This window comes from Kordia periserrulae, from assembly GCF_003054265.1.
Classification (GTDB): Bacteria; Bacteroidota; Bacteroidia; order Flavobacteriales; family Flavobacteriaceae; genus Kordia; species Kordia periserrulae.
Window position 1 is genome coordinate 212,853 of the sequence record NZ_QBKT01000004.1, and the last position, 19,490, is coordinate 232,342.

At 37.3% G+C, this 19,490-nt stretch carries 17 protein-coding genes; all 17 read right to left on the minus strand.

Features of this window, described 5'->3' with window-relative positions; genetic code table 11:
• Positions 1-2: 2 nt before the first annotated feature.
• The 17 genes from C8N46_RS09850 to C8N46_RS09925 all read right to left on the minus strand — a co-directional run bounded on the left by C8N46_RS09850 (position 3) and on the right by C8N46_RS09925 (position 19,395).
• Positions 3-1,142: a glycosyltransferase family 4 protein gene (locus tag C8N46_RS09850; RefSeq protein WP_108114728.1), complete on the minus strand. Its 1,140-nt coding sequence runs from the start codon at positions 1,140-1,142 to the stop codon at positions 3-5.
• Entirely contained in the window at positions 1,142-2,542 is a 1,401-nt protein-coding gene (locus C8N46_RS09855) for a glycosyltransferase family 28 protein (protein ID WP_108114729.1), read from the minus strand. Before C8N46_RS09855 ends, C8N46_RS09850 begins: the two co-directional genes overlap by 1 nt.
• Positions 2,527-4,101: a hypothetical protein gene (locus C8N46_RS09860; RefSeq protein WP_146169788.1), complete on the minus strand. Its 1,575-nt coding sequence runs from the start codon at positions 4,099-4,101 to the stop codon at positions 2,527-2,529. Before C8N46_RS09860 ends, C8N46_RS09855 begins: the two co-directional genes overlap by 16 nt.
• Positions 4,098-4,796, minus strand: a complete 699-nt coding sequence (locus C8N46_RS09865) for an acylneuraminate cytidylyltransferase family protein (protein ID WP_108114731.1) — start codon at positions 4,794-4,796, stop codon at positions 4,098-4,100. Before C8N46_RS09865 ends, C8N46_RS09860 begins: the two co-directional genes overlap by 4 nt.
• Before the next feature lie 164 nt (positions 4,797-4,960).
• A complete protein-coding gene (gene neuC, locus C8N46_RS09870; RefSeq protein WP_108114732.1) occupies positions 4,961-6,118 on the minus strand; it encodes a UDP-N-acetylglucosamine 2-epimerase in 1,158 nt (385 codons plus the stop codon).
• 239 nt (positions 6,119-6,357) lie between these two features.
• Positions 6,358-7,362 carry an N-acetylneuraminate synthase family protein gene (locus tag C8N46_RS09875; protein ID WP_108114733.1) on the minus strand — a complete coding sequence of 335 codons (1,005 nt, stop codon included), beginning with the start codon at positions 7,360-7,362 and terminating at the stop codon, positions 6,358-6,360.
• A 237-nt stretch (positions 7,363-7,599) separates the two neighbouring features.
• The gene (locus tag C8N46_RS09880; RefSeq protein WP_108114734.1) at positions 7,600-8,811 is read right to left on the minus strand and encodes a glycosyltransferase; all 1,212 of its coding nucleotides are present in this window, start codon (positions 8,809-8,811) and stop codon (positions 7,600-7,602) included.
• Complete coding sequence (locus tag C8N46_RS09885) at positions 8,811-9,668, minus strand: glycosyltransferase family 2 protein (protein WP_108114735.1); 858 nt, start codon at positions 9,666-9,668, stop codon at positions 8,811-8,813. Before C8N46_RS09885 ends, C8N46_RS09880 begins: the two co-directional genes overlap by 1 nt.
• Position 9,669: 1 nt before the next feature.
• Positions 9,670-10,317, minus strand: a complete 648-nt coding sequence (locus C8N46_RS09890) for a class I SAM-dependent methyltransferase (RefSeq protein ID WP_108114736.1) — start codon at positions 10,315-10,317, stop codon at positions 9,670-9,672.
• A 7-nt stretch (positions 10,318-10,324) separates the two neighbouring features.
• Entirely contained in the window at positions 10,325-11,653 is a 1,329-nt protein-coding gene (locus C8N46_RS09895; protein ID WP_108114737.1) for an ABC transporter ATP-binding protein, read from the minus strand.
• Complete coding sequence (locus C8N46_RS09900) at positions 11,653-12,519, minus strand: ABC transporter permease (protein ID WP_108114738.1); 867 nt, start codon at positions 12,517-12,519, stop codon at positions 11,653-11,655. The genes C8N46_RS09895 and C8N46_RS09900 overlap by 1 nt, the downstream gene beginning before the upstream one ends.
• A 17-nt stretch (positions 12,520-12,536) precedes the next feature.
• The gene (locus C8N46_RS09905; protein ID WP_108114739.1) at positions 12,537-12,911 is read right to left on the minus strand and encodes a hypothetical protein; all 375 of its coding nucleotides are present in this window, start codon (positions 12,909-12,911) and stop codon (positions 12,537-12,539) included.
• A 3-nt stretch (positions 12,912-12,914) separates the two neighbouring features.
• Positions 12,915-13,064 carry a DUF5989 family protein gene (locus C8N46_RS20950; RefSeq protein WP_262498073.1) on the minus strand — a complete coding sequence of 50 codons (150 nt, stop codon included), beginning with the start codon at positions 13,062-13,064 and terminating at the stop codon, positions 12,915-12,917.
• Positions 13,065-13,067: 3 nt separating this feature from the next.
• Positions 13,068-14,210 (minus strand): GDSL-type esterase/lipase family protein, encoded by a 1,143-nt coding sequence (locus C8N46_RS09910; RefSeq protein WP_108114740.1) that lies wholly within the window; start codon positions 14,208-14,210, stop codon positions 13,068-13,070.
• A 9-nt stretch (positions 14,211-14,219) separates the two neighbouring features.
• Positions 14,220-16,082: a carbamoyltransferase family protein gene (locus C8N46_RS09915; RefSeq protein ID WP_245896803.1), complete on the minus strand. Its 1,863-nt coding sequence runs from the start codon at positions 16,080-16,082 to the stop codon at positions 14,220-14,222.
• A 45-nt stretch (positions 16,083-16,127) separates the two neighbouring features.
• Complete coding sequence (locus tag C8N46_RS09920) at positions 16,128-18,587, minus strand: exopolysaccharide transport family protein (RefSeq protein WP_108114742.1); 2,460 nt, start codon at positions 18,585-18,587, stop codon at positions 16,128-16,130.
• A 4-nt stretch (positions 18,588-18,591) separates the two neighbouring features.
• Complete coding sequence (locus C8N46_RS09925) at positions 18,592-19,395, minus strand: polysaccharide biosynthesis/export family protein (RefSeq protein WP_108114743.1); 804 nt, start codon at positions 19,393-19,395, stop codon at positions 18,592-18,594.
• Positions 19,396-19,490 lie beyond the last annotated feature (95 nt).

Sequence of the window (19,490 nt, forward strand, 5' to 3'; positions counted from 1 at the left end):
AATTATTTTTCTATGAGCGATTGATACACTTGTATGTTTTGATTAGCAATGTTAGCAATGTCAAAACGCTCCAAAGCAACTTCTCGTGCTTTTTTTGCCATTTCAGACGCCAATTCCACATCTGTTAATAATAAATTGATCTTTTCTGCGAATTCCTTATGCGATTTTGGATCGACTAAAAAACCGGTTTCGCCATCATCTACAATTTCTGTTGCCCACGGATAATTGGTGTTTACAATCGGTTTTTGCATTGCCATCGCTTCTATCGTCACCATTCCGAACGATTCTGCCAGCGACGGAAATACACACACATTGGCTTCATTGATCAATTCTTTCATGCGATTGTAATCAACAACTCCCAAATATGTTACTTTTTCTTTCGCTTCTGCAAAAAGTATTTCTTGAAAAAGTTCCCACGTAGCACGTTGTGTGGTTGCATCTTTGGCATCATTTCCCACCAAAATCAATTGACAATGACTATTTTTCTGTATCAATTCGTTAAAAATATGCGCCAATTCTAAGATGCCTTTTTTGCGAATTAAGGTTCCAAAATACAACACAATGCCTTCTTTTTGTTTGCTGATATCTGGTTGAAAATCAACTATATAAATCCCGTTAGGAATCACAGTGATTTCTTTGTCTGTTTTGAATAAAGAACTTGTTTTTTCTGCTACAAACTGACTCACCGCAATGATTGTATCCGCTTTTTGAAATGCTTTTTGTTCACGATTATAATTCGCTTGTTTGATATTTCTTCCTTCCAAATGACAGAAAAATGTATCGCTTCCGTGCAAACGCATGACTTGTGGAATGGGAAAGTTCATGTTTGCCGAAATGCCTGTCCAATCCACCACTTCCAAGACATCAATTTGCTCTTTTTTGATAGTTTTATTGATGTACTTGTTGATGATTCCTTCATTCAATTTCCACGTCAACGCGGGATATTTTCGCAATTTTATTTTGTGAACGGTAATTTTTCCGTCTTGAAATACTTCTTGTTTGTCTTGAAAATAGGTAAATACCGTAATCTTCAAACCTTTGTCTACCAACGCTTTGAGCAAGTTTTTCGTACTTGTTCCAATGCCCGCAGATTTTGGGAGTTTTTCGTGAGGATATTCAGGAAGTAAAAACGCAATGTGCATTAGTTCAACAGGTTTTGAAAAGCGTGATACATGCGCTCGCTGACCTTATCCAACGGATGTTTGGCAATACTTTTTGCCCATTCGAGTCGCTCTGCGCTATTTTGTTGTTCTAAAGTATCAAAATCTTGCAAAACTTCAAGAAATTCAGCGGATTTTCGTACTTGAAATACTGCTTTTGGATGCTTGTCAAAGGTTTTAAAATGTACAAATTGATACAAACGCTCAATATTAAAATCTTGATGTCCATCTTCTTGACGATAACGACAGTAAAATGCAGGTTTTCCGAGTAAAATCGCGTCCAACGCCATCGTGGAACCGATATTGAAAATCGCTTCACTATATTGCAATGTACTGTATAAAACGCCTAAGTTTGAGTTAACCGTATAACTTTCTGGCAGTGGAAAATCATCATGATTCCATGTTGGAATGACTTCCGTAATCACATCTTTGTATTGCACCAACACAGGCTTAAAACCTTCGTTGTAATCTGCTGGATTTGCTCGTAAAATGACGTGATATTGCTCCGTACTCCTTTGATTATAAGCCTTTACAGCTTCCGCTAAATCCTTTAAATACAACGGATCATCCATGCCTATCGATGTGAAGTTTCCTGAAAAACAGAGCAGTTTTTTATCCGTTGGTAAATTATACGCTTTGTAAAATAATTCTTTGGGAATCAAGTATTCCGATTTGGTGTAAAATGTAAATTGCGGCGTTCCCGTGACAAAAATGTTGTTTTGTTGAACTTCATCAGGATAATATGTTGTCATTTCTTCCTTCATATAATCGCTCCAAACAAAGTAATAATCGGCTTTGAGCATTTTATTTCCTTTCGGAAGATTGTCCCACGAATGAATAAAACTCACCACAGGAATTCCCAAATCTCGTGCCGCCAATACAGGCGCTAGCGACAAACTCGACACTTGATGCGAACAATACACTAAATCGGGCATGTTTGCAGTTAAATATGCCAAACATTCTTTGTAATAATTGGAAGTTCGGGTTTGTTTGAAGAAAGTATTTTCAAGCTTTTCGATTCCTTTTTTAGAAGCGTAAAACTTTGATAAAAAACTGATTAATCCAAACTTGAGTTTTTTCTTGAAAGTACTCTTTCCTGGCGAAACTCTGTATAATAAATGCTTTTTGTTCCTTTGTGCTTTATCGTTATATCGTAAGGTAGATTTTGCTTTTAAATAGCGTAAAAAGTCCGTTTTCCCTTGGTAATCAAAGCTTGGTAATTGTTGTGTTTCTATGTTTTTTGGAAGTTTTTCCAAGGCAGATGATTTTACATTGTGCCAAACCAACATGTCAATGTTTTCGGGAGTTTCAAAGAAATCACTTGCATAATGATTTTCAAAACTTTGGTATCCCACAAATATGGAAACTATCTTTTTTCGCATGGGGCTATCGCGTTGTTGATATTGTCCGCAAATATAGCCATTGAAAGGACTCTAAAAAGAAAATATACGCCACGATTTGGATTTTTTTGCTGCTGTTTGGCTAATTGTAGTACTTTTTCAATATCAAAGACCGTATTTAATGCATGTATGTGTTTGTTGAGCATTTTGTACAACTGCTCTCCTATTTCATTGGAAATGCGATGATTCCAGTCCTGCACAGAAATATCAGACTTGATAGGATTTTTAAAAAACGTCAGCAAATCTTGATTGGAATCGTAAACGATTTGCTCATGAATTTGATCGTATTGATAGCGTTTTAATGGTAAATGATGAGTTTGTTTGATAAAATCTTCATGCAAAAATGGCGTAATTTTATTTCGATACGCGGATAAAATCTTGTGACGATTCCCAAAATTCCCTGGCAAACGCCCTTTTCTGTAGAAATTGATTAAAATTTCAGCGTTGGAATTACCGTCATAGTTTTTTGTAATTTCTGTTGAAATATTCCCAGGATATTCATTTATAAAAGACTCATAATCAGACACAAATGATTCTGATAGAAATTCTTTTGGTGTGAGATAATTGTGCAACGCTTTCGCGAGATTGGAATCTTCAGGAAAAAACATACGGACGCATTCGCCCGCTTCGCCCATCACAAAACTGTAATCGTGAGGAATGCCTTCATTGACAAATTTGAGCATGTCTACATAGGAAATCGTAGCCAAACCACCAGAAATATTAGCAATTTGGTTGGCGTAGTATTCAAATTCTTCTTCGTCACACAAGGTTGTATGACTATAGGAAACACCTAAATTTACTGCAATTTCTTTTCCTTGAATGACATCTGCGGAATAGACTTCGCCAAAATTTCCTGTTTTGATGGTTGCATTGCCTTCTTCGACTTGACTAAACAAAGTCAAACTATCTTTTCCTGCTGTAGCGCCAAAAAACAGATTTTTCGCCACATTTAGTGCATTTTTTAAAGAAAATGATGGTTTTTCGGTTGAAAAATCGATTTTTAAGGATTTTTCAGTCTTTTTTAGATTTTCATCAAAAACATGTAGTTTTCCACCTTCTAATCGTGAAATTCCTTGGTATGGCAATGGAAAAGGTTGCACTTGATAGCCAAACGCAAAATGTGCTTGTACTCCGATTTTATCAAATTGTAACGGCATTTGAAATTCAACAAAATTTTGAAAGTTTAAGAAGAAGTTTATCTGATTATTTTTTATTAAATAAAAACTTCCATTTACCCCATATAAGTCACTTACAGTAAATAGCTTATTATTTTTTTTATCATAAATAAAAATCTCAAAAACACCACCAATTTGATTGTAGATAGTTTTTAAACTTTCCTCAAAATTAACATGCAATTCTTTAATAAAATCCAGTATTTTTTCTTGCGTATGATCGGACGAATACCAAATAATTTCAAACAGTTCGCTGTCAAACGTATACAACAAACTTCCTTGCTTTTCCTTTTTGAACAATTGCACATCAAATTTGTTCTTGTTAAAAGAAATATGAAAGTTGGTGATGGTATGTTTTTCAAATGTCACAGCGTAAGTGTTTTTGCTAATTCCGTAGCTTTTTTCCAATCGTCAAGCGTATCAATGTTTACATAATATTTTTCATCAGAAACAATATACGAAATGGAATCGCCATACAGCGAATTTTTCTCCATCAATACGTTTGTTTTCATGATGTAAATGCTTCCATCTCTGTGATACGCTTTCGGTAATTCTTGTCGGCGCGTAATGATATTTTTTTCGCCTGTCGCAATTTGTAAAATACCTTGTTCATTCGCCTCAAACGTCCAATGTGGATTGTATTGATGCGGCACTTCCAACACAGAAACTAGTGAATCTGTCTGCCTTTCTTGAAAGGTTTCCAACGCACTGTCCAAAAAACCTTTTGATCGAAAGGGACTTGTCGGTTGCAGTAAACAAATCGCGTCAAAGTGTTTTCCTTCCTTTTCTAAAAACGAAACCGCATGTTGTATTACAGGCAATGTCGGCGTGTTGTCTTCTGCTAAGTGCTTCGGTCGTACAAAAGGCACATTCGCGCCAAGCGACTTTGCTAGTTCCACAATTTCCAAATCATCCGTCGTGACCAAAACCTCTGAGATATAGCTCGATTGCAACGCAGCATCAATACTGTATTGAATCAAGGGTTTTCCGTGGAGTAGTTTTTTATTCTTCCCCGGAACTCCTTTGCTTCCGCCGCGTGCTGGTATGATGGCTAGAGTTTTCATTTTTTTAGGTGTTGGGTTTTAGGTGTTGGGTCGCTTCGCTTTTTGGTTGTTTGTTGTTTGTTGTTTGTTTCAGACCATCAGTTCGAGTGAAATTCTGAAAGAATTTCACTCGAACTGATGGTTGGAATAATTCAAAATTTAAAATCAAGCATTCATTATTCAAATTAATACATAATCGTTTTATGTGCAATGAGCGCTGTGTTTGCTAGTGCTTCCGCGATTTGTTTTCCTGAGTTTCCTTCTCCGTAAATATGCTCCGATAGTAAGCCTTTTTGTGAGATTCGTTCTTGAATCGCTTTTTTGATTTCGTTGGTATCGTAATCTACATCCACGACATTTTTTCCTCGTTTTCTTCTGTTTTGACGTGTTCCGATGTTTACAGTAGGAACGCCAATAAATGAGCATTCACGAATACCTACACTCGAATTTCCCACCAAACAATCACTATTTTTTAACAAGTGTAAAAAGTCGTTCGGTTCCATGTTTTTAAAGAAACGAATGTTTTCTGGATTAAAGTTTTCACGATAGTATCGAATTCCGTTCGAAGTTCCGTCTGAACCAGCATCAACGTTTGGCCAAAACCAAAATGTCGGAATGTTGAGTTCGTGAATTGCTTTTAAGGTACATAAAACGTCTTCTCGCGCCGATTCGTAACGATTCGTTTCTGGATGTTGCATCACCACCAAATAACCGTTAGAAATATCCAAATTAGCTCCTACACCACCATACTTTTCAATCGGGTTGAAATTGTAATCGTTTGTATCTAAAACTTCTTTCGCGATATCAATCGACGGACAACCCGTGTTGATGACATATGTTGGATCTTCTCCCAATTTTATTACTCTGTCGCGTGCATCTTCTGAAGCGACTAAGTGTAAATCTGCCAATTTTGTATTCGCATGGCGGACCTTTTCATCGATATTTCCCGTTACTTCTCCACCTTGAATATGCACCAACGGAATGTTTTGATACGCCGCTGCAATACTTGTGGCTATCGTTTCAAATCTGTCTGCAATTGTGATGACAGCGTCTGGTTTTAGATTGTAGAATACGTTGGAAAGCTCCATTACACCTAATCCCGTCGTTTTTGCCATGGCGGTCGGATTTTCGCCTTCGAGTACCATAAACACCTTTTCATTAATTGTAAAACCGTCTTTTTCAATGACTTTCACTGCATTTCCGTATCGTCCCAACAACGCAGAACCAGCCACGACCAATTGCAATTCCAACTTCGGATGCTCTTGAATCGCCTTCAACGCAGTTTTGATTCTGCTATACGACGGTCGCGCTGTAACTACGGCACATATTTTTCGTTTGTTCATTCTTTTTTTTGCTTTTGGCTCTTAGCCTTTGGCTTTTGGTGTTTATTAATTTGACTTTTCTTCAATTTGTTTATGTGTCATTCCGCACCTGATGCAGAAGCTATTTTGATTTGAATTTTAAAGCTATTCTCGATACAATTTTATGTCTATCTCGCCTGCGCTTAATATGACAAAAATCACTTGAACTGACATTTACCTTAAATTCAACATTCAACATTCATGATTCAAAATTTACCATTTCAAACAACATCCTCTTCATTCAAAAAATCCCACTGCTTCATGTCTTTTGTTAGCTTTTTTCCGATGACTTCTTGAAATTTTGAGGCTAAGATTCCATAGTTTTTAGGTTTTTTAGCTTCTAAATCGTTAAAAGTCAAGATATGTCCTTTTGGTAAATCCTTGTTGATGGCTAAGGATTTTTCAAAGATTTGTTTTAATTCAGCGTATTGTGAATTGTCTTTTTTGTCAATCGGATGGTACAACGCTTCATCAATGTTTCGAACCGCTTTGACTAATTGTGTCGTTTCTGCCATTGTTAAGGATGATTTTGCATCGGGCCCAAACATTTCTTTATCAAAAACCACGTGAAACTCCAAGATTTCTGCGCCCAACGTCACTGCTGCAATGCCCGCTTCGATTCCTGCTGAATGGTCCGAGAATCCAACTTTTACTTGATAACGTTCTTTGAGTTCTTGAATCACGTTTAAACCAAATTGTTTCGGTTGTGTTGGATAGGACGTCGTACATTGTAAAATGGAGAATTCGCAGTTTTTTTCTTTAAGAAAAGTCACAGTTGCATCCAATTCAGCAAACGAGCTCATTCCCGAAGAAATGATAATCGGTTTTCCCGTTTTTGCAATTTTTTCTAATAATAGAAAGTTATTGACTTCCCCAGAACCAACTTTGTAACATTTCACACCGACTTCTTCCAACAAATCTACTGCCGCATTGCTGAATGGTGACGATAAAAAGTCCAATCCGACGTCGTTACAATGTGCTTTCAAGCCTTTCCATTGCTCCAATGAGAATTCCATGCGTTGCCAGTATTCGTAGCGCGTTGCATCTTGCTTTGAGAATTTTACTCTGAAAGGTTCGTGAATGCTACTTTCCGCCACAGCGATATGTGTTTGAAATTTAATCGCATCCGCGCCCGTTTTCGCCACAGCATCAATATACGCGTGTGCCATTCCCAAACTTCCGTCATGTGCTTGCGCGATTTCTGCTATGATATAGGTTGTTTTCATTTTTTTTAGGTGTTGGGTTTTGGGTGTTAGGTCGCTTCGCTTTTTGGTTATTTGTTTTTTGTCGATTCGTTGATTTGTCTTGAATCCTAATTCTCAAATCTAGTTTTAATAACATCCTTCTGCGGAGCAAATTTGTATCAAGAACAGCTTTGAAATTTACATGCTTTTTACTTCATAGTACTTCTCGATACTTTTTTCCTTCGGAAAAACACTCGAACTGACGCTTTCAGTAATTCATCATTCAAAATTTAACATTTCAAAAAACTTTTTCAATTTCTCCACTTGTTCTTCTACTGTAAAGTTTTCTTCAAACGTTTTTCGCGCGTTATCGCCTATAAATATCCGCTTTTCTGCGTTGTTATACAAATCTATCAATTGCGTTGTCATTTGTGATAAATCGTTACACAAAATACTGTTTTGATTGTGAACGATTTCGGGATAACAACTTGCCGCTGCTTTGGTGCTGACCAATACTTGTGCGTAGTTGAATACCAACGGAATTCGTGTGCGCGTTCCTGTGTTGTATTCCCACGGAATGATGTGCAAATCGTAGGGTTTTAGCTCAGATTGTAAATTTTCTATGAAACCTAAACACTGAATTTGTTCGTCTTCTAAACGTTTTTTGAGCGATTCGGAAGCGTATTTGAGGTTTCCAATGACTTTTAGTGTGACGTTTGGAATTTGTTCTTTTAAATCCTTCCAACAGACTTCTAAAAAGCGTTCCAATCCGATGCGGTTTGCTGTCGTTCCCATGCCACCTAAATGCACGATTGACGGAGTTTTTGCATCATTTTTTGTCAATTCCACTTTTTTATAGGTCAGCGGAATGTACAATGCGTTTTTGTTTCCGTAATCTTTGATTTCTTGGGTTTCTGTGTAGGAAGCTGAAACGCAAGCATAAACACTTTTGACCACATTCAATTCGACGCGTTTTTTTTGCTTGAGATGAAATTTTTGGATGAATGAAAGTTTGCTTTTTAACTTTCGCAATTTGAATTCCCAATCGTGATGCGCGTATAGTATTGGAATGTTGAGTTTGGAATAGTTTGCCAAAATCGCTGTCCAACGCCATTCAGCCCACACTAAATTGATATTGTTTTTTGAGATATATTGCTTTAAAATTTCTTCATTGGTTGAATTCACAAAGAAATATTCAAATTTTTCAGGTTGAAATAGTGCCGTTTTGATTCTATTAAACATACCTTTTGGATGAATTTGCGCGACTTGAAAGTGTTGTATTTCCTTGTACAATCCATCAATTTCTTGAATGTATTCTGAGTTTACTTCTGACGAAAGTCTTGCCTTTTTCCCATCTTGAAAATCCACCAATAGCACATGTACTTTGTAATTCAGCTTCGCTAATAATTGCAAATGACTGAAATAGACGGATGCGCCGCCATTGGCATTCGGAGAGATTTTCGTGTTATTGACCAGAAAAAGTACATTCATCACAGAAAGTATTTGTTTAAAAAACCGAGTCCGTTTGCAATGAAGATACGCGCTAGTTTTGATTTAATCGCTACTGTTTTAGGATTTCCCCATTTTTTATGGAAAATGATGTGTCCCTGTAAGAGCTTTTTTCGTTCTAACATCCAACGATTTTGCGCTGTGTATATGTATCTCGGAATGTCCTTTTCGGGAATTTCTACATCGTCAAAAAAGGCACTTTTCTTTTTTTCGAGTTCTTTCGAGACTTTACTTTCTAAGTGTGAAACTTCTGAATTTGCAACCAATACATGTTGTTGACCGTATTTCTGCAACATCAAACTATAATCATCATCTGCATAGAAAAAGCTAAAACGCTCATCTAGCAAACCTGTTTTGTCAAATAAAGATTTTTCCGCGATGATACACCAACCGACAATATGACGACGGACTTTGTAACCAAATTGATAGTTTTCGCCGTTAAAAAAGGTTTTTGGTGTAAATTTACTATCGTAATCCACTGGACAAAATGATTGCACTTTTGGATATTGTTGCTTGACTTTTAAAATCTCTGTCAACCAGTTTTTCTGAAAGATGAGATCATTATTGAACAAACCAACAAAATCGCCCGAAGCGGCTTTGATTCCTATATTTAGAAACTTATGAAAGTTGAAATCTTCCGTCGGAATGATGACTTTTACATGTTCTGGAAATTTGAAAGATACCTCGTGAATTTGCTTATTACTTTCTATGAGTAAGACTTCAAATTTGACATCAGAATTGTCTTTTTCCGCAGCTATCATACTTTCAATACACTGCAAAGTCATGTCGAAAATCGATTGACTTTTGGTGTTGGACAGTATGATGGCAGAAAACAACATGTTATTTTTTTACACAGCGAAATACGTACTGAAATGTAAAGAAGTTTTTGAATAATCCCAATTTTCTGAGAATTCTTGGTATGAGTGGAAATCCGCCTTTGTAGGCGCTGTAGCGTTCTACACGCGTGAGTTTTTCTATGTGCATATTGGCTTGATCTACCAAATCTTCAATGTTTTTGAGGGTAAACCAACGCATGTGTGTTTTATCGTATAATCCGCTAGGTTCGTACGGAAATTTTCCTTTGAATACCAAGTGTTTGATAGTCTCCAAGTGTTGTACATTTGGCAAGGAAATAATCATTTTTCCTGTCGATTTTAATGATTTTTCCAGTTCTGACAATACATGCCACGGATCAATCAAATGTTCTAACACATCGCCTAAAATGATATAATCGAAATCTTCACCTTTCAAACTTTCTAATAATTCTTGGTCTTCAATGCTTTTTTCAATGACTTTCGTGATGTTTTGTTTGGCATTTTTTACAGATTCCTCATGTGTTTCTACACCAATTACTTCTGTAGCCATTCCTTGATCGAGCAGCCATTTTCCGTTGATTCCGTTGGAGCAACCGACATCCAAGACTTTTAAGTTTTCGCCTTCTATGAGTGAAATGATATCTTTTCGAAGTTTTATATAGGCTTGATTCATGTTCGGATTAGTTTTTGTCTAACGGTTCTTTTTTAATCTTCCAAGAGAGCATTGGACGCAGAATTCCTGGCCATTTTCCAGCATACGGTCCGCGCACGCCATCGCCAGTGGTATCGTCAAAGACTTCAAAACTTAGCAAATTATCTTCTACCGCGTGAATGATTTCTGGATTGTAATTTCCAACCGCAACTAACAGACTAAATTGTCCTTCCGCCAAGAAATGACGTGGAATTGTACAAGTTGCTGTCACGATTCCTTTGTTCTTTTTGTCGTGATATTCCAACCAATCTGGCGCGTTGAATTCGTTGGAAGCAAACAAACGTTGCCCACGCTCGTTTACCACGTGAATAATTGCTGTATTGTGATATTCGGTGTTTAAATCCCAATATTCTACATCAATAAAAATGTCGTCTCGCACGCTGAAACGATTGCACAATTCGCCTTTTTCATTGCGAATGGCGGCACTTTTTAAGCGTCCGAAATCGTTTCCTGGCGCGATTTCCATGCGTTCCCATTCGTGATACGGTTTCGTGTCCAATCCTTGATTGAGATATTCTTGAATGGCTTTGTCAGTATCACCGTCAAAAATGACTTCTCCATCTGCCAAAACCACAGTTCGTTGTGTCAATTTTTGAATCGCGTCCATGTCGTGACTTACAAATAAAACCGTTCTACCTTCGCCTTTTGCGATGTCTTGCATTTTTCCAATGGCTTTTTTCTGAAATTCTGCATCGCCAACGGCTAAGACTTCATCAACTACCAAAATTTCGGGTTCTAAATGTGCGGCTACGGCAAATGCCAAACGTACTTTCATTCCTGAAGAATAGCGTTTTACAGGCGTGTCTACATAACGTTGTACTCCTGCAAATTCTACAATTTCGTCAAATTTCGATTTGATTTCTGCTTTGGTCATTCCCAAAATAGCACCATTTAGAAATATATTTTCTTTTCCTGTCAATTCTGGGTGAAATCCTGTACCGACTTCTAATAAGGAAGCAATTCGACCTTTAGAACGAATGATTCCTTGTGTCGGCATGGTAACTTTCGAGAGAATTTTAAGCAAGGTCGATTTTCCCGCACCATTTTTTCCTATGATTCCCAACACTTCTCCTCTACGCACATCAAAACTTACATCTTTGATTGCCCACACATAGTTTGATTTTCCAACGGTATTTCGCTTGTTTCGCTCACCAATTCGTGTGTACGGATCTTCTTTGCCGCGAATTTTATGCCACCAACGATTCAAATCGTGACTGATGGTTCCTGTGCCAATGACGCCTAAGCGGTATTGTTTGGATAGGTTTTCTACACGTAATATGACTTCTTTCTCCTGCATTATACCGTGTCTATAAAATTACGTTCTGTTTTATTGAAAATAATCAACCCGAATAAAAATACAATTATGGAGATTCCTAAGGTTAGAAATATAAATCCTAAATCTAGTTCTCCTTCTTGAAACACCATGTATCTAAAGGATTCGATAACTCTTGCTAACGGATTGTATTCTACTATCCACGAAACGTATGATGGCAGTTTTTGTGATACAATCGCAAGTGGATACATCACGGCAGAAACATACATTAAGAGCTGAATTCCGAATTGCACTAAAAAGGTTAAATCGCGGTATTTTGTCACCATAGAGGAAATGATCATTCCTAAGCCTAGTCCTAACATTCCCATGATGAATACGATTAATGGTAATAATGCCAAGTATGGTGAGATGCTTCCTGCGCTTCCTTCAATCGCAAAAAATATATAAAACGCTATAAAGATTAAGACTTGAATTCCAAATTTTAAGAGATTGGAAACCGTGATGGATAATGGCATGATGACTCTCGGAAAATACACTTTGCCAAAGATATTTTCGTTTTTCTTAAACGTATCAGACGTTGCTTTTAAGCATTCCGAAAAGTAATTCCAAATGGTGATTCCTGCAAGGTTAAAGAGAAAAGCGTTGACCGTTCCTGTGTTGATATCGGCGATTCCGTTGAAAACTAAGGTAAAGATTACCGAAGTTAATAAGGGTTGAATTAAGTACCACAACGGACCTAATACGGTTTGTTTGTACAACGTCACCACATCGCGGCGCACAAAAAGCATCAATAAGTCGCGATATTGCCAAATTTCTTTGAATTTGAAATCGAGTAGATTGCTTTTTGGCGATATTTCAAATAACCACGTATGTTTTTGGGGCTTGTCCAAACGGATTGCTTTTTAGGTTACCAAATGTTTTCTAAATCCTTTTTCGTGTAGGTATGGTTGCGTTCTACAAACGTCGTGTTTTCCTTGTTTTTGAGCTTTAAACTGCTGTTTTTGGAGAATACGCGCGATAATACTGCAAATGGCGTTAAGAAGATAAAGAATACTAATGATAGAATAATTCTTGTATTTATCCAACCAAGTGCTAAGGCAAACTTTTCCCAAACCCATACAATGGCACTTTCTATGAAAAAAGACAAAATACCAACACCTAGAGCAATACAAAATAGAACAGTAGCTGATGTATCATAATCAGTTTTCCAAAATAAGTAACCAGCAATGAACATAAAGCCAACTACAATAACCAATATTACTTTTGAATTGCTTTCTTTCATCTGTTAGAATAATGTGTAGATAAATGGTGCAATGGCTGATCCGCCGCCTAATACCAAGATGATTCCTAGTAATAATAGTACGATTATCATTGGCAAAAGCCAGAATTTTTTTCGTTCTTTTAAGAATCTGAATAGATCTTTTAAAAACTCCATATTTTATTGATTTAAGGTCTTTATAAATGTTGCCAACTCCTCGCCCATTTTTTTGTTTCCCGCAGGATTGAAATGGCAATCGTCGTATAAATAGTCGCTCGTTTTTGGAATGATAGAATCTGTTTTGAACACAGGAACACCAAATTTCATACTTTCATTGATTGTAACATCGTTAATGCTGTCTACTTTTTGTTGCAACTTTTGTGCATTGTAACGAACACCGCCGCGCGAGGTCATCCAATGCCAGTTTTGCAAGGCTTTATCTTCCGTATCCCAAGTGACTACTTGTGTGGCAAATATAAGCTTTATATTATTCGCTCGACAAATCCCGATTAAGGTTTTTACTTTATTTGCATAATTGCCGTAATCGGTTGTAGGTAATTGATTTTCAACAGGTCGCGCTTGTGTTTTTTTAACCTTTTTCTGGTAATTGGACTCAATTTCAATGGTTTCCAGAGCATCTTCTTCACTTTTGAACGCGTAATACAAACGTCGCGGAATTTGAAATTCATATAGAAATACACCCAACATTTTTCCAAAACCTACGTTGTTGTCCTTTTTTTCGGTAGTGTTGAATTTTAGTGGATTGTCATCGAGCATCAAACGTGTAACGTCGTTGATGCCACAAAAAACAATAACTTCGTCAGGTTGTAGGTGAATGATTCTGTGTGATAACATCGCAATATGATCTTGGATGTTATCACCTGATTTTCCTGCGTTGTAGACTTTTACGATTTTGTTTTGATAGTTTTCACGATTTAAGTTTTCTTGCAACACTTGCGTCCACACATCTGCATCGTCTATATAAAGACTTTCTGTAGAACTGCCACCAATCGCGAAAATACGATATTCATTACTTGGTTTCGGCATGATGAGTTTATCACCGCGAAAACCGTAATTATTAATCGTGAAGTTTGTGGTGTCTTTGTAATTTTCAAATCCTAATAAGCCTTCTTCTGTAGCAAATTGTAGTTTTAGATTCGGGTCAAATTGCGATTCAATGTACATGTTTCCAATCGGCGGATAAAACATGTTTTGCTTGGCATTTTCATACGGATCAGGCACTGGAAAAAACCACAACACAATTTCTGTCAGCACTAAAAGCACCAACAGCACAATGAGATTGTATTTAACTGTTTTCCACATAGATAACTACTAATCTAATAAAAATTCTTCTTTCCAGTCGTCCGTGTCTTGCCAACTTGGTTGTTCTTCTTTTTTATAGACAAAATTTCCTATCACCAAATAGTCCATTTCCGTTCGCATAAAACAGCGATAGGCATCATCTGGCGTACATACAATCGGTTCTCCACGAACGTTAAAACTTGTGTTTACTACGACGCCGACACCTGTAATTTTCTTGAATTCGTTGATGAGTTCCCAGTATTCTGCGTTGGTTTCTTTGTGTACGGTTTGAATTCGTCCAGAAAAATCAATATGCGTAATTGCTGGTAATGACGAGCGTTGTACGTACAATTTTTCACGAATTGGCAACGCGTGATAGTTTGCAGGAACTTCGTGTTGGATGTTTGGATGTACTTTGTGTACCAACAGCATGTATGGCGAAATTCCCTCATAATCAAAGAATTCGTTCACATCTTCCGAAAGTACCGATGGCGCAAACGGACGAAATGATTCTCTATATTTTATTTTGAGATTGAGTTTTTTCTGCATTTCAGGATTGCGTGCATCGCCTAGAATGCTTCGTCTTCCGAGAGCACGTGGCCCAAATTCCATACGACCTTGCATCCAGCCAATGGCGTTTCCTTCAGAGATGTATTTTGCGACTTCTTTGGTCAATTCGCTAAAGTCTGAAAAGTGCGTTGCTGTTGCATTGTATTTACGATTGACTTTTTCAACGTCTAAATCTGAGAATTCCGGACCTAAATACGAACCGCTCATCGCGTCGTTTGGATTTACTTTTCGTTCTTGTTCGAAATAGGTGTAATACGCTGTTAATGCTGCTCCTAACGAACCTCCTGCATCTCCTGCTGCTGGTTGAATGAAAATATCTTTAAAAATACCTTCTTTTTGTAATTTTCCATTCGCGACACAGTTGAGCGCAACTCCGCCAGCCATGCATAAATACTCTGCTCCTGTAATTTCTTTGGCGTGTTTTGCTAGCTTGATGATAATTTCTTCCGTGACTTCCTGAATTGCCAAGCCTAAATCCGAATGTTGTTGTTCAAATTCTGATTCAGAGGTTCTTCTTGGGAAACCGAACAATTCCTCCCACTTTTTATCATAGACCATGCGCAATCCGACCGCATAGTTAAAATACTGTTGATCTAACCAAATAGAACCATCATCGTGAATTTTAATCAGCTTCGTTTTGATGATTTCCTTAAATTTTTTGACGCGCTCCGAATTCGGATTCCCGTACGGCGCCAATCCCATCAATTTGTATTCTCCTGAGTTGACTTTAAATCCTAAGAAATAGGTAAATGCTGAATAGAGCAATCCCACAGAATGCGGAAATTGCAATTCTTTGAGCATCGTAATGTCTTTTCCTTCTCCCAAACAGATAGAAGCTGTTGCCCACTCGCCTACACCATCTAAGGTTAAAATAGCCGCTTTTTGATACGGTGACGGATAAAACGCACTTGCCGCATGCGATAAGTGATGTTCTGGAAATAGTAGTTTTAGCTTCTTTTTATTGAACGGTTGAATTTCTTTTAATTCGTCTTTGATGAGCTTTTTTAGGAACATTTTTTCCTTTAACCATACTGGAATTGCAGTGATGAACGACGAAACACCTTTCGGCGAAAAGCCATAGTAGGTTTCTAGTAAACGTTCAAATTTGAGTAATGGCTTGTCGTAAAAGACAATTGCATCCAAGTCATCAATGGTTTTTCCTGTATATTCCAAGCAGTATTTTACAGCATTGGTTGGAAAGGCTGGATCGTGTTTTTTACGTGTAAAACGCTCTTCTTGCGCGGCAGCGACTACTGTGCCATCTTGGACAATTGCTGCGGCAGAATCGTGGTAAAATGCGGATATTCCTAATATCGTCATCATTCGGTTCATCTAGAAACATTCCGTAGAATATTCCTTTTGGGGATTTTAGTGTTTATTTCTTTTAAAGGCTCTTTTGAGTCGCGATAACAGCGATTGGTTTTCGTTTTCATGATATCCGTTTCCGTAACTTCCGTAACCATATCCGTATCCGTAGCCATATCCGTAACCATAGCCATATTTGGCTTTTTGGCGATAATCGTTGAATACGAAACTGATATTTTTGACTTCTCCTTTTTTATATTTTTCGTTGATAATGTTCAACATCGCTTTTTTAGAATAGTCTTGTCGAACCATATATATTGTTGCGTCTACATGATTTATTAAATCTAACGCATCTGACACCAATCCTAATGGCGGCGTATCTAAAATGATGTATTCGTAGCGCTTTTTGAGCTCAGTGATGAATTCATCCAGCTTTTGACTGATTAACAATTCTGATGGATTTGGCGGAATGGGTCCTGAAGTCACGACATCTAAATTGTCGTATTTTGTCGATTGAATCACTTCATCCAATTCTTTTTGTCCGATGAGATAGTTGACAACTCCCGTATCATTGTCAATTCCGAAATCGCCAAAGATTTTCGGCTTGCGCAAATCCAATCCCACAAGAATCGTCTTTTTTCCCGTTAAGGAAAATACCGAAGCGACATTGATAGAACAAAACGTTTTTCCTTCGCCACTGACCGAAGACGTTACCATAACGGTTTTCGTTTTGTCTTTGTCTAGATTTTTATACATGTATTGCAAACTCGAACGAATGCCACGAAACGATTCTGCAACCGACGATTTTGGACTTTCAAAGACCGTTAAATTCGATTCTGTACGACTTCTACTTACGATTCCCAAAATTGGAATGTTGGAAAGTTTTTTGATGTCTTCTGGTGTGTTGATATTATTATCCAATACCGTTACTAAAAAGACAAATCCCAGCGGTAATAATAAACCTAAAAATAGCGCAATGGAATAGTTTTTACGCGTGTTTGGCAAAATAGAACCTTGTCCCAAATCTTTAGCACTATCGATAACTTTTACGTCGGAAACATTGGCAGCCTTTACAATGCCTGCTTCGTTTTTCTTTTCCAGCAACAACGTGTACGAAGCTTCACTTAGCTTATAACTACGCTCAATATTGAACAATTGCTGCTCTTCTTCTGGCAATTTTCTGAATTCCGCATTGGCTCTAGCGGTTCTACTTTCCACATTTTCGATATCAATATTGGTAGAAGAACGTGCGGTTTTTACATTTTCGAGCAAAACGCGTTTGGTGGCTTCAATATCTTGGTCAATTTCTTTAAAGAAAATATCATTTTTTACCGTTTCACCCAGTTTTGCACGTTGAATCGATAAACTCACAATTTTTGACACATTGTTGACAATATTCGGGTCGTCAATTCCTGAAGATGCTGGCGCAGGCAACGAACGGAAGTCTGTACTGTTTGTTAAGTAATCTTCCAGCAACTTATAGTATTGTAATTTGAGCATATACCCGTTTTTCTCAATACTATATTGATTGAGCTTCGAGAACACTTCTTCTCCTTTGAGTGACGGATTGAAAACTTTGTTATCTTGCTTGTATTCTTTGAGTTTTTGCTCGTCTTTTCGCAGCGAATCTTCCACTCCAGAAATCATTTCATCAATAAATTGCAAGGTATTTGTGGCAAATTGATTTTTTTCTTCGAGTTGTTTTTGTTTTAAAATTTCGGTCGTCATGTTGAGATAATCCGCCAAAATAGCACGATTTGGTCCTGTAAGACTCAATACTAACATAGACGCTCCTTGTACTTTCAAACTAACGCCAATAGAACGATATTTGGAAATTTCATCGTTCAAACTTGTAAAATAGACATAATACGGTTGCCCGATTTTGATATTGGTATCTCTTCTTGGTGTGAGCGAAAATTTAAAAAATGGCGTTTCCACTTCCTGATTCATCACATAATCGCCCGAAAACGTTGGACTTTTGGGTGAAAAACTAGAAACTTTATTGAGTTTGTAATTGATCCCTCTGTAGATTTCATCTTCCAAAAACTCCACACTTGCGGTAAAGTTTTGCTCGTCGCTAAATACAATTTTAATCGGCGTGTTGAAGAGTTGCGGAAAATTTTCGTCCAAACTCACCACAAAAGGCGCATCTGTGTGAATGTCTTCCAAACGATAGTAACCGTCTTTTTTGTAGTGAATGTACGATTGCAACATGCGTACCACATTTTCGTTATGCGCTCTTGATTTTAGGATGGTTTTTATCGTTTCAACCTTATCACTCGCGCCGCCCCAATTGAAGGTTAAATTCATACTCGATGAGAAAAACGGATTTTGCTCTTCTTTAATGGAGATCAAACTTTCAATTCGGTAAATGCGCTCTAGTTGTTTGTTGTAGAAATACGTGACTACAAAAGCTATTCCGAGCGTAATCACAAACAGATACCAATAGTTCAGCGCTCGAAAAGCGAGTGCTTTGATATCAAAAGAATTTTGTGATTTTAATTCATCAAATTCCGCTTCCATATTCCTATAAATTTCTTGACAATACTAGCACACTAGTTACTAATGATAATACCGTTACAACAGTCGTTATCGATTGTACCAGCGTAGTTCCTGTTCCCAACGACTTTTGTTTCAATGGCTTTACATATACCATATCATTTGGCTGAATGTAATAATACGGCGAATTGAACGCATCAACACTTGTTAAATCGATATGATGAATTTTTTGTCCTTGCGGATATTGACGAATGATTAATACATCTTTTCTGTTTCCAACCGTAGTAATATCGCCCGCACTCGCCAAAGCTTCTATGATGTTGACGCGGTCTTGATACAACGTGTAAATTCCTGTAGTGGAAACTTCTCCGGTAACGGTAAAACGTAATCCTGCTAATTTTACGACAACAAATACATCTTCTTTTTTGTTGAAATAATCTTCAAGTAATTTCTTTTGAATGGCTTCTTCGATTTCGTCAAGCGTAAATGCCAATACATTCAGCTTCCCAAGAATCGGAATTTCAATATTTCCGTGTTTGCTTACCGTGAATCCGTTGTAGTATAAGGTTTGTTCCGATTGAGTTCCGCTTCCGCCACTTTCGGTAGCCACAGGTTGAAACATCATTGCCAATTTGGTATCCGAAGATTTGATATTGATAGACAACAAGTCGCCAACCTGCACTCGGTACGGTTTTTCGTTGAGTTTTATAGACTGTTTTATCAGCGCTTCATCACCTTCTTTTTCTCCAAAATACGTCAGCTCTTTATTCGTTACACACGAAGCTAATAGGAAAAAAAGGCTCAGAATTGATATTGGGGCTTTCAAATTCATTAATTAAGTGCTGTTGTTTACCAAGCAAATATAAGTTTTACGCAGTAATAATAAAATTCTATACCATTTATCTGATCTTTTTATTTTTAATTTGT